Raw genomic sequence first — 11,836 nt, 5'->3', positions numbered from 1 at the left:
AAGACGCTCCTCTAAGCTACGATGGTATTTCCCAGCCACATCCTCCCCAGGTGGGAAAGTGGAAGTGGGATCCTGCCAAACTCGATTGGCCTTCTACCCTTTATCCCGCGCAACTGATCTGTTACTGCACCCCTATGAGTCGATTCACTGCTGCCGATGTAGGTTTTACCACTGAAGACTTTGCCGCCCTTCTGGATAAGTACGACTATCACTTCAGCCCTGGCGAAATTGTGGCGGGTACAGTATTCTCGGTGGAGCCACGCGGTGCTTTGATCGATATCGGGGCCAAAACGGCTGCCTTTCTGCCGCTCCAGGAGATGTCGATTAGCCGCCTGGAAGACCCGCACGAGATGCTGCAGCCCGGAGAAACCCGCGAGTTTTTTATCCTCACCGAAGAAAACGAAGAGGGACAGCTGACCCTCTCCATCCGTCGCATCGAGTACATGCGGGCCTGGGAACGGGTACGGCAGCTCCAGAAAGAAGATGCCACCGTTCGCTCAACCATTTTTGCCACCAACCGAGGTGGAGCCCTGGTGCGGATTGAGGGGCTGCGGGGCTTTATCCCCGGATCCCACATCAGCACCCGCAAGCCAAAAGAAGAGCTGGTGGGCGAAGAGCTGCCCCTGAAGTTTCTGGAGGTGGACGAAGACCGCAACCGCCTGGTGTTGAGCCATCGCCGCGCCTTGGTGGAGCGGAAGATGAACAAGCTGGAAGTGGGCGAGGTGGTGGTTGGCACGGTGCGGGGCATCAAGCCCTATGGTGCCTTCATCGATATTGGCGGCGTCTCCGGCCTGCTGCACATTTCCGAGATCTCCCACGATCATGTTGACACGCCCCACAGCGTCTTCAACGTCAACGACGAAGTGAAGGTGATGATCATCGATCTAGATGCGGAGCGGGGGCGGATCTCGCTGTCCACCAAGCAACTGGAGCCCAATCCCGGCGACATGATTCGGGATCCCAAGCTGGTTTACGAGAAGGCTGAGGAAATGGCAGCCAAGTACCGCGAGCAACTGTTGGCCGCTAAGCAAGGACAAGCGGCAGAGGCCCCACCGGAAGTGGTGGAAGAGGAGCTGGAATACGCGGCGGCGGCTGTGGAATGATCACAAACTTTGCGTATTTCTGCCTGCTACAAGGCTTAGCTAGGCCGCCGAGAAGCCCCGCCCTCTCTCGCTTTAGCGGCGCGGAGCGCTTTGCATCAGCATGAGTGCGGGAGTATGTCACGGCATGAGCCTTTGGTTCCATCAGTGTGAGTGGGGAGCTGAGGAGCGATCCATAAGCCCGTGGGGGCGGGGGCAGTCCAAATGTCCGAAGAGACGGGTACTGCTGCTGTGGCGAGGTAGGCTAAAACAGGAAGTGCGGCTGGCGTTCACGTAGTGTTGCCAACCTGCGCCAGTAACAGGAGTCCCCCACTTCTGAGCTTGAGGATCCTGTCAAAGACTGTAGATTTGCCCATCTACGAGCAGATGGGTGATGCCTTTCTTTTGCAGTTGGGTGCGCACAATCTCCAGAATGTAGCCGGGAAACTGGATTACCCGGTAGGGTGGGTAGGTGTTGCTGCCCCGACGGCTCATTTCGGAAAAGCGGCGGGCCACCTTGTGGCTGTCGAAAATCGGCAGCGTATTGGCGTTATCCATCCCTTCGATGGGCAGGGATCCCGAGCCAAAGAATTCTTTGAGAGGGCGGGTGGTCAGTTCTTGGTAGCGGTCAACAACGACATAGCAGGTTTCCGGTAGGGTGAGCTCTTCCAGGGGTAATACCTGAATTTGATAGCTGGGATCGGTGAGGGGATCCTCTTCTGGCCCATCTTCATCTTCTAGGAGATAGTCAGGGTCGTCCTCATCCTCGTCTTCGAGGTCACGGTCTTCTTCGGTCTCTTCCTCATCCTCTTCCCCGACATCCTCCACATCTTCCTGAAGCTCAGCCGCCAACTGCAGTTCTTCTGGGGGCAGTTTTGGCAGAGACTCTGTTCCAGCGGTGTTATCCTCGCCTTCGTCGTTTGCGTTCGGCTGCAGCGAGGGAGATGAAAAAGGCAGCTCCGGCTCCAGCGGCAAAATCTGCTGCTCTGGGGCTGGGATCCCGCCAACAACAGCTTTTTCCCCCATGTCTTTGCGGCGGGCAGCCGAGCGTTTGAGATGGATCAACCGCTGATACTCATCGGCAGCGATATTTTCCTTCAACACGCGGGTGATGGTGGTGATGCTCACCTGAAATTGCTCCGCCAATTCGACGGCGGTCGCTGTCGAGCCGCGGTAGGCGCTAACAATTTGCTGTTGTTCTTGCTCTGAAAGTTTGCTGCGAGCCATCCCAGGTCACCCAATCCAAAAACCGAAAAAACTGAAGAGGATCCTTAGCCAGCGGCGGTTGCCCCACACACCCGGCTGAGGCCGGCAGCTAGCTGCTCCCGCTCCAGCCCCTTGCCAATCAACACAATTTTGGACAAGCGGGGCTCATCGGGATCCCAGTCCCGTTCCAGAAAAAGGGTTTGCCGCTGGCCCACCTGATGAAAGATAACCCGCTGCGGCTCATCCAGAACCGACAGCACCCCCTTGGCGCGAAAAACGGTCTCGGACAAGTCTTGTAGCCAATCGCGAAAGGCCCCCAAATCCAGCGGCTGCTGCAGTTGAAAGCTCACCGATTGGATCCCGTCCTCCTCGAGGTGATGGCTATGGTGGGCCTCAGTCTCTGCATTGGGGAGCCTGGGATCCCACAATTCTGGGCGGAAGGCATGCACATCCAAGATGCGGGCCAGAGGCACCTGGGCATGGGTGGTGAGCAGGCAAGGGGCAGCGGGGTTGTAGCGGCGCAGATCGAGAAGGATCCGCTCTCGTTCGGCTTCGTCGATCAAATCCACCTTATTGAGCAACAAAATGTCAGCGCTGCCGATCTGGTGGGCGGCGGTTTGCGAGCGCTGGAAATTGCGCCAGTATTCGGCACCGTCAACCAAGGTCACCACGCCATCCAGGCGCAACTCCTCATGAAAGACCCTCTGCACAAATAGCTCGGTCACCTGCCTGGGATCCGCCACGCCGCTGGTTTCCACCACCAGATAGTCCAACGCCTGGGCATGCTGGAGCAGCTGGCGGGCCGCCCGTTCAAAATCCTCTCGCACCGTGCAGCAGAGGCAACCATTGTTGAGCTGCATCAGCCCCCCCTCGGGCATGTTGACCAACTCGCCATCGATGGAAATCTCGCCAAACTCGTTGAGGATAACCCCAATGCGCAACCCATGCTCCTCTTCCAAGATGCGCTTGAGCAGCGTGGTTTTGCCACTGCCCAAAAAACCTGTCAAAATCGTCACCGGAAGCTGAGCTTTCATATCAGGTGAGGCTGAACTGACAAGCGGCCAACAAACCCTTCTCTCAAGTTCCCCAGAAGCTCTACTAGCTTAGCTTTAGGGTTGGCTCTCCAGGATCTGGACAAGGGGGAACGACCGCTCCCACCCAAATTAGATCCTCTAACCCATCAACTAGTTATCCAACTATTTATTAATGTCCTCTGGGCGTTGGGGCAGACTCTCTCCTGAGGATCCCTGGGGACGAATGAGCTCGATCGGCAGGCCATCGGGATCGGCGATGAACGCCACTTCATAGACCTGGCCCCCAATTTGCTGGAGCTGGGGCGGCAGCAGCAGGGTAAGGGGCACTTGCGCTCGCAAATGTTCTAGGTAGTTGGCCAGGGATCCCCATTCGGGGCCCACCTCAAAAGCGGGGTGATAGTAGCCCACATAGTGGGGATCCCCAAAAGGATCCGGGGCAGGATGGGGCTGCGGCACTTGCATCAGCTCCAAACGCCCCCAGGGGCCGCGCATCCAGCAGGCCAGCGTGATCCCGGCAGTAAAGCGTTCTTCCACCGCAAAGCCCAGCCCCTCGTAAAAAGCGATGGAGCGGAAGATATCGGCGGTGCGAATGGAAAAATGGTGTAGTTTCATCGTCCTGCAAAGCAGCCAGATGGGGCCAGACCGCTCGGATCATCGCCGATGACGGCTGGTCAAGCGCAGGTAGACTTGCTACGCTCCAGAAAAGTAGGCTGTCTATCTTAAGCACCTCTTGCAGTGTATGCTGGCCCGCCCAATCCTTGGGGCGGGAAATGCGACAACCTAAGCCGATTGCTGCCAACCTCAATTATGCCTAAGCTGGTCATTGTCGAATCTCCCACCAAAGCCCGTACCATCCGTGGGTTCTTGCCTGCGGGGTATGAGGTTCAGGCCTCGATGGGACATGTGCGGGATCTTCCCGATTCGGCATCTGAAATTCCAGAAGAATTGAAAGGAGAAGAGTGGAGCCGCCTGGGGGTCAATGTCCACGCCGACTTCGAGCCCCTCTACGTCATCCCCAAGGACAAAAGAAAGGTGGTCAAGGAGCTGAAGGAAGCGCTCAAGAAGGCGGACGAGCTGATCCTGGCCACCGACGAAGACCGCGAAGGGGAAAGCATTAGCTGGCACTTGCAGCAGGTGCTGCAACCCAAAGTGCCCACCCGCCGCATGGTGTTCCACGAGATTACCCGCGAGGCCATTCAGGAGGCGCTGCAAAACTGCCGTGAGGTGGATGAACAACTGGTGCGTGCCCAGGAGACCCGCCGCATCTTGGATCGCCTGGTGGGCTATACCCTGTCGCCGCTGCTGTGGAAAAAAATTGCCCCCAAACTCTCGGCAGGGCGGGTGCAGTCGGTGGCGGTCAAGCTTTTGGTGGATCGAGAGCGGGAGCGGCGCGCCTTCAGAAAAGCCTCCTACTGGGATCTCAAAGCGGAGCTGCAGCCCAAAACGACCGTCGCCGGCCAGCAGGCTGTCTTTCCAGCAGAGCTGGTGAGCTTGGGTGGCAAACGCCTGGCCAATGGGCAAGACTTCGATCCCAGCACCGGCCAGCTCATTGCCGGGCGGGATGTGGTGTTGTTGGATCAGGCCCAGGCCGAGGCCCTGCGGGATCGCTTGCTGGGAAAAGCCTGGATCGTCAGCTCTGTGGAAGAGCGCCCCTCCACCCGCAAACCTGCCCCTCCCTTTACCACCTCCACCCTGCAGCAGGAGGCCAACCGCAAGCTGCACCTGTCGGCCCAGCAGACGATGCGCATTGCCCAAAAGCTCTACGAAGAGGGCTACATCACCTACATGCGCACCGATTCGGTCCACCTGTCGGAGCAGGCCATCCGCGCTGCCCGCGCCTGCGTGGAGTCGATGTACGGCAGAGAATATCTCAGCCCCGAGCCCCGTCAGTACACCACCAAAACCAAAGGGGCGCAAGAAGCCCACGAGGCCATTCGTCCTGCTGGATCAGAGTTTCGCCTGCCCAGCCAAACCCCCCTCTCCGGCCAGGAGCTGGCCCTCTACGACCTGATCTGGAAGCGCACCGTCGCCAGCCAAATGGCCGAGGCGCGGCAGACCCACACCATCGTACTCATCGCCGTAGACGATGCGGTGTTCCGGGCCAGCGGCAAGCGCATCGATTTTCCCGGCTTTTTCCGCGCCTATGTGGAGGGATCCGACGACCCAGAGGCGGCTTTGGAAGATCGGGAGGTGCATCTGCCTCTGTTGCGGCAGGGGGATCCCCTCCGCTGCCGGAAGCTGGAACCCGTTGCCCACGAAACCCAGCCCCCGGCCCGATATACGGAAGCGTCCTTGGTCAAGGTGTTGGAAAGTGAGGGTATTGGCCGCCCCAGCACCTACGCCACCATCTTGAATACGATCATGAGCCGTGGCTACGTCAGGCCGATGGGAAGTGCCCTCGTGCCCACCTACACGGCTTTTGCAGTCACCGAGCTACTGGAAAAATACTTTCCCAACCTGGTGAATACCCGCTTCACTGCCGAGATGGAGCAAACGCTGGACGACATTGCTTCTGGACAGGCGGAGTGGTTGCCCTATCTGCGCCATTTCTTCTTGGGCGAGCAGGGTCTCGAGGGACAGGTGAAGGCGCGCGAGCTGGAAATTGATTCCGGCCTGGCCCGCTCCATCCATCTGGAGAACCTGCCTGTCAAGATCGGCATTGGCCCCTATGGCCCCTATGTGGCGGTCGAAACCGAGTCCGGAGAGGTGCGCGCCAACTTGCCGGAGGATATTCCCCCCGCCGATCTGAGCGCAGAACACATTGCGGAGCTAATCCAGCGGAAGCAGGAAGGCCCCAAGCCCATTGCCTTTCACCCGGAAACCCAAGAGCCCATCTACGTGATCCCGCAGGGCCCCTATGGCCCCTATGTGCAGTTGGGGGAAGTTTCTGAGGACAACAAAAAACCCAAGCGCACCTCTCTGCCCAAAGGGCTGAAACCGGATCAGGTTACGCCAGAGATTGCCTTGGGGTTGCTGAGCTTGCCCCGCACCTTGGGGGAACACCCGGAATCGGGGAAAAAGGTGCAGGCCAGCATTGGCCGCTTCGGCCCCTACGTGGTCTGCGATGGCGATTTCCGCTCTCTGCCCGCCGATGAGGATGTGCTGACCATCAGCCTGGAGCGGGCGCTGGAGCTGCTGGCCCAGCCCAAGAAAGGCCGTGGGCGCGCCTCGGCCAAGCCGCTGCGGGAGCTGGGATCCCATCCTGAGGATGGTGAGCCGGTCAATCTGCACGACGGCCCCTACGGGCTGTATGTCAAACATGGCAAGGTCAATGCCTCTTTGCCCAAAGGGATCCCTGCCGAAGCGGTTACCCTGGAAATGGCCCTGCAGGTGCTGGCTGAAAAAGAAGTCTCTTCTGCAGAGGTCAAGGGGAAAAGCCGCTCGACCGGCAAAGCGGGCTCCTCGGTCAGTAAAACCCAAGCCAAAACTGCCTCCAGCAGCCCTACAGCCCAGCAGGCCGGAAATGCTGTGCCGCAGAAGCGGCGTAAAGCACAAACAACTTCCACCGGCGGCGGGATGGCCAAAGAGCCGCAAGCGAATGGGTCAGCCCAGGTGGGATCCCGTTCCACCATTGTGAGGATCACGCCCAAAGCTCGCGCCTGAAGTCAGCTTTTCTGCCACAGCCCAAGGTCGCCTGCTCAGGGTGGCTTAGGGGTTAGCCATGTAACAGTTTTGCTGACGACACAACTGCTTCAAGGGCCGCAAGCAGCGGCCACGGCGGCTTCCTGATTGGCAATGCACCCGCATCGCTTCTGCAAACGGCAAGGGATCCTGCTGCTGGCACTTGAGAATCTGGGCATGTTCCAGCTCGCTGCAGTAGCAGTAGGCAGGATGGCGACGATGGGGGTGTGCAAGGGACACGGGGGTAAATGAGAGTTGGAGTCGGGGCCAACAGCCTTCAGCTCAGCGTTATCACCTGGGTGCCGGGGAAGTAGTGATTGAGAATTTGCGGCGCCGTGTAGCCCTGCTCGGCCAAGCCACGGGATCCCCACTGACACAGTCCCACCCCATGGCCGGCTCCGCGATAGGTAAAAAGGTACACTTCCTGCTGGCCGGCCTTTGGCTGGAGACGTTCCCACGTGAAGCGGTTGCTGGGGAGGATCCCCCAACCCAGGGTTTGGCCAAGGCGCAGCACAAACTCTTGGCCAGTCAACAGTTGGGATCCAACGCGGATGCGCAGGGGGCGACCCCAGGGATCCGACTGCACAATCTCCAGATCGCCGTTGCCGAAGGCTGGCTCCAACTCCCGTCGGCTGAGTCGGACGCTGTGAGGGCCATAGAAAGGAGAGGCGCGACACCCGTCACAGATCACCCCTTGTAGGTAGGGGCGGGCGGGTGGGGCAAAAATATCCTGATTGGCGCTGGTGTGACCGCCGCAGGTGGAGTGAAACAGAACCTCTATCGGCTGGCCAGCATGGGTTAGGATCTGCCCTCGGGTTGCCTGCACCGCAGCAGTGGTCGCCGCCGTCTCATAGGCCAGGCCACCATAGAACTGGTGGGCGGTGGAGTCTTGCAATAGCCTTATCGAGGTAGAGGGCCATTCTCTTCTGGGGCCGGGGTGCAGATGGGGAATGGCCAAAGTGCGGGCCAAGATGGCTTGCGCCTGCAAGGCGGCGGCTGGCCAATCGGCAGGCATTTCGCTGGGCACCAAAGCCAGCAGATAGTCTTCCAACTTGACCCAGTTCACCAGATGCAGGCGACCTGAACCCTCCGGGCAAATCTGTACCCAACCCCGATAGCGACGCTCCTCCCCTGCGAAGGGGCGCAGGGCTCCCCCCTGTAGCCAAAGGGATCCCTGGTAGCGACGAGGCTGTCCCGGCCCGGTCAGAAGGAGCTCTTGGCGGCGAACCTGTAACTTCCAGGTGCCTGTTGGAAAAGGCTGCTGATTTAAAACAAAAGGGCCCATCAGCTCCAACTCGGCCAAGGGATCCGCACTCCAGCGGCTGAACAGCTCCACGGCCAGCCAATCTCCGCGCCCGGACGTTTGGGCCTGCCGAGAGCCTCCCCAAACAGCCCACAGGGATCCCAGCACCATCGCCCCCAACTGTCGTCGCCGCATAGGCCCCATCCGGGCATCCTCTATCGATAGACCATTCCCCCAGAAATACTGTCAAGATGAGCTGGCCAGCAAAGGATCGTATCCCAGTTGCTGGGTAAGCCGGGCGCGGGCCAATTCCCGATATTCCCAAAAGTGTTCTCCTGCAGCGCAGAGGCCCAAATATAGGTTCAGCAGGCTCGGTTTCTGTCGCCAAATCGTCCATAGCTGCCGCCAAAATTGGGCGCGGATTTCGGGATGAAGGATCCCTTGCCGCCAGATGAGTTGTAGAAGCAGGTGGATCCCTTTGCGAAGGGGCAGCTTCATCATTTGCCGTCGGCCATCTTTGATGCCGATATTCAGGCACTGTTGCAGGCAGCGAGATAAATATCGCGCAGGATCATACAGTTTCCAAAAACTTTCCAGATACTCTCGGGCAATCTCCGATAGAGAACGGGTGGGAATGAAATTCATCAGCGTATTTTGATCGCCGAACTCAGTCACGCCGATCCCTTCCAGCAACCGTTCCTCTTTCTTCAAGCGATTCCAGAGCTGTGTGTTTGGCAAAGCCTGTAAAATGCCCAGCATTGGCTGAGGAATACCGGTTTGCTCGACAAAAGCCTGAATGCGCTCCCCTGCTCCTGGCCGCTCTCCATCAAAGCCCAGAATAAACCCAGCATAGATCAGCAGTCCAGCATCGTTGATCTTGCGACAGGCCTCCACCAAAGGGTGGCGGGTATTCTGGAGCTTTTGGGTCATCTGTAAGCTGTCTTGGTCTGGAGTCTCAATGCCCAAAAAGACAGCATAGAAACCCGCCTCTACCATTAACCTCATCAGTTCTTCATCTTCGGCCAGGTTAACCGAAGCCTCTGTCATAAAGGTAAATGGGTAATTGCGCTCCTGGCTCCAGGGGATCAGCTCTCGTAAAAATCGCTTGACGTTGCGCTGATTGCCGATAAAATTGTCATCCACCACAAATACCGAACCCCGCCAACCCAAGTCATAGAGAGCTTGCAGCTCGGCTAGCATTTGACTTGGCTCTTTGGTTCTCGGCTTGCGTCCGTAAAGAGAGATGATGTCGCAAAACTCGCAATTGAAGGGGCAACCTCGCGAAAATTGGACTGACATCATGAAGTATTGATCCATACGCAGCAGATCAAACCTCGGCAAAGGACTTTGGGTTACGTCCGGCTTTTCGGCGGCCCGAAAAATGCCCGACTCTTGACCTGCTTCTAGGGCCTTGACGAAAGCCGGTATGGTCACTTCCCCTTCGTCCAAAACCAAATAGTGAGCCCCGGATTCCAGGGCGTCTTGCGGCACAGAAGTTGGATAGGGCCCGCCCACAGCTACTTTTTTGCCCAGTTGTACAGCCTTGCGAATCAGGGCGTGGAAATCTTGTTTTTGCACCAGCATGGCCGACAAGATCACCAGATCGCACCAGTGCCAATCGGCTTCTGTTTCAGCAGCGACATTGCGATCCACAAAGCGAATCTCCCAGTGTTGGGGCAGCAAAGCAGCAACGGTGATCAAGCACAGAGGTGGCATTAGCGCTTTTAGCCCCACCATCTCAATGGTGCGATTGTAAGACCAGAATGATTGAGGAAAACGCGGATAGAGCAGCAATGCCTTCATACCGACCAGCTCCTAAATCCCAGCGTAATTGATTTCATCCTCGCCTTTTTCCCATTCGTTTTTATTGATTAGGCAATCCTACAAGTGGCCTTGAATAAAGCTGCTGTAAAAACTTTTCGGTATGCTTACCCGTAGTACCTTCTTTGGGTTAGTAGTTTACAGGTTTTGTGCAGGTTTCCTATGGAGAAGCTTGTGATTCTTGAGCAGCGATTGAGCAGGTAGGGCCAAGAGAGTGCAGTTGCCGATGACTTCAAAGGACGGCTGCCACCGGGTAGCGTATTGACGTTCTCCCAGCCTACTCTTCAGGAAGCCTCTCTGGATGACTATCTAACCAAGGATCTGAGCTGAGCCTTAAAAGTTACTGAAGAGATTGCTCACTGAATAACTGAATAAAGTGTTGCCGCAATTCTTTCGAGAACAGCAATATCAACCCTGGCCCTTGGCAGCTCCAGACAGAGTCAGTTCTGCACACCTTGCTCGAAAACCTGCTGAACCAAGCCACTGACGATGGAAAGTACAATCGCGCCGACGAACGCCCAACCGAAATTATCGATGTTGAAAGCATTCCCGGCCAGCTTATCGGCAATGACCAAGCAGATGCCGTTCAAAATTAGCCAAAACAAGCCCAGGGTAAGAATTGTAATCGGCAGGGTGATCAACCGGAGAATCGGCCTAACCAAACCATTGACCAGACCAATGGCCAGAGCCGCCACCAAAGCCCCGCCAAACCCGGAGACGTGGATCCCGGGCAAAAGCCAAGCCAGGATCATTACACTCAAGGCTGACATCAGCCAGGTGGCCAAAAGAGTTGCCATGCTCCCTCCTCTGCCCTGATGGGGCCGCGATTTTGCCCTCTATGCTAGCTGATCTCCTCAGGGATCCCTTGCGCAGAAACCTCTTCAGGGCTGTAAGTTTGCAGGGCCAAAGCATGAATGCTCCGCCCCATGTGTTCCGCCAGAGCGGCATACACCAGGCGATGTCGCTGTAGGGTCGTTTTGCCGACAAACGAAGGCGACACTACTTGAACTCGGTAGTGCCCTCCTGTCCCGCCCCCGTGGCCGATGTGAAGGTGGGACTCATCCTCCACCTGCACATGAAGAGCCTGCAGCTTCTCCATCAGGTGCTGCCGAAGGTAGTCGGGGGTAAGCATGGCAACCCCTCTGGATGAGATGGGATCCCTTAAGATTGAGCCGTGGCCTTAGCAAAGGCTGCCTCGACCAGCGGACGCAGCTCGTTGCGGGCGTGCATCTCTTGGATGATGTCGCAACCACCCACAAACTCCCCATCAATATAAATCTGCGGGATAGTAGGCCAGTTGGAAAACTCTTTAATCCCCTGGCGGATCTCAGGATCCTCGAGTACGTTAATCGCCGTGTAGGGGAAGCCCAAACTATCCAGCACACGAACGGCGGCATAGGAAAACCCACATTGGGGCATTTCCGGGGTGCCCTTCATGTAGATGAGCACCTTGTGGGTGCGGATTTGCTCACGGATTTTCTCTTCCAAAAGGGGATCCAGCATGGTGTTCAGCCACTATAGCGACAACAGTCGATAGGCAAACTGGCATCCTATCGAGATCTCATTTTCGTCTACTTTTAACATGCTCGACACTTTTCCCACGGTTGGGCCGAGAGATTCTCTCATAGACTCTGTTCTACGGACGCCACCAGCAAGCCCCATTGCCCAGGGCTGGCCCAAGCCCCCAACCTATCCAGGCAGCGACCCCAGGATCCATGTTAATTTCTACACCAACATGGTTAGCGACAGGGTCGGCGACAAACCTCAAACCCTGATTCTTCCGTTGACCCGGTCGATCCCGCTCTGGGCAAGGGTTTCAGGCCCCTCGGCGG

11 protein-coding genes are annotated in these 11,836 nt (G+C 57.4%); 2 read left to right on the top strand and 9 right to left on the bottom strand.

Annotated features, from left to right (window positions below; all coding sequences use genetic code 11):
- The first annotated feature begins 134 nt into the window (after positions 1-134).
- Entirely contained in the window at positions 135-1,103 is a 969-nt protein-coding gene (locus NW839_RS05640; protein ID WP_414350512.1) for a 30S ribosomal protein S1, read from the top strand.
- 330 nt (positions 1,104-1,433) lie between these two features.
- Here the strand turns inward: NW839_RS05640 and NW839_RS05635 are convergent, their stop codons facing one another.
- The 3 genes from NW839_RS05635 to NW839_RS05625 all read right to left on the bottom strand — a co-directional run bounded on the left by NW839_RS05635 (position 1,434) and on the right by NW839_RS05625 (position 3,931).
- Positions 1,434-2,306, bottom strand: a complete 873-nt coding sequence (locus NW839_RS05635) for a hypothetical protein (protein ID WP_414350510.1) — start codon at positions 2,304-2,306, stop codon at positions 1,434-1,436.
- A gap of 44 nt (positions 2,307-2,350) precedes the next feature.
- On the bottom strand, positions 2,351-3,319 hold the full coding sequence (locus tag NW839_RS05630; protein ID WP_414350509.1) for a CobW family GTP-binding protein: 969 nt from the start codon (positions 3,317-3,319) through the stop codon (positions 2,351-2,353).
- A 162-nt stretch (positions 3,320-3,481) separates the two neighbouring features.
- The gene (locus NW839_RS05625) at positions 3,482-3,931 is read right to left on the bottom strand and encodes a VOC family protein (RefSeq protein ID WP_414342591.1); all 450 of its coding nucleotides are present in this window, start codon (positions 3,929-3,931) and stop codon (positions 3,482-3,484) included.
- Positions 3,932-4,126: 195 nt separating this feature from the next.
- Between NW839_RS05625 and topA the strand changes: the two genes are divergently transcribed.
- Positions 4,127-6,922, top strand: coding sequence for a type I DNA topoisomerase (topA, locus tag NW839_RS05620; protein WP_414350508.1), 2,796 nt, complete (start codon positions 4,127-4,129; stop codon positions 6,920-6,922).
- A 45-nt stretch (positions 6,923-6,967) separates the two neighbouring features.
- On the opposite strand, the gene NW839_RS05615 is transcribed toward topA, so the two are convergent.
- The 6 genes from NW839_RS05615 to grxD all read right to left on the bottom strand — a co-directional run bounded on the left by NW839_RS05615 (position 6,968) and on the right by grxD (position 11,504).
- Complete coding sequence (locus NW839_RS05615) at positions 6,968-7,180, bottom strand: hypothetical protein (protein WP_414350506.1); 213 nt, start codon at positions 7,178-7,180, stop codon at positions 6,968-6,970.
- Between the two features lie 37 nt (positions 7,181-7,217).
- Entirely contained in the window at positions 7,218-8,378 is a 1,161-nt protein-coding gene (locus tag NW839_RS05610; protein WP_414380504.1) for a SpoIID/LytB domain-containing protein, read from the bottom strand.
- Between the two features lie 51 nt (positions 8,379-8,429).
- On the bottom strand, positions 8,430-9,986 hold the full coding sequence (locus NW839_RS05605) for a B12-binding domain-containing radical SAM protein (protein ID WP_414350502.1): 1,557 nt from the start codon (positions 9,984-9,986) through the stop codon (positions 8,430-8,432).
- A gap of 458 nt (positions 9,987-10,444) precedes the next feature.
- The gene (locus NW839_RS05600) at positions 10,445-10,801 is read right to left on the bottom strand and encodes a phage holin family protein (protein WP_414350501.1); all 357 of its coding nucleotides are present in this window, start codon (positions 10,799-10,801) and stop codon (positions 10,445-10,447) included.
- 44 nt (positions 10,802-10,845) lie between these two features.
- Complete coding sequence (locus NW839_RS05595; protein WP_414329320.1) at positions 10,846-11,136, bottom strand: BolA family protein; 291 nt, start codon at positions 11,134-11,136, stop codon at positions 10,846-10,848.
- Positions 11,137-11,165: 29 nt separating this feature from the next.
- Positions 11,166-11,504, bottom strand: a complete 339-nt coding sequence (gene grxD / locus NW839_RS05590; protein WP_041437553.1) for a Grx4 family monothiol glutaredoxin — start codon at positions 11,502-11,504, stop codon at positions 11,166-11,168.
- Between the last annotated feature and the right edge of the window lie 332 nt (positions 11,505-11,836).

It is taken from the genome of Synechococcus sp. R5-15 (assembly GCF_047462035.1).
Classification (GTDB): Bacteria; Cyanobacteriota; Cyanobacteriia; order Thermostichales; family Thermostichaceae; genus Thermostichus.
The sequence above is the reverse complement of the archived record's forward strand: the minus strand, read 5'-3'. Positions and strand labels throughout refer to the sequence as shown.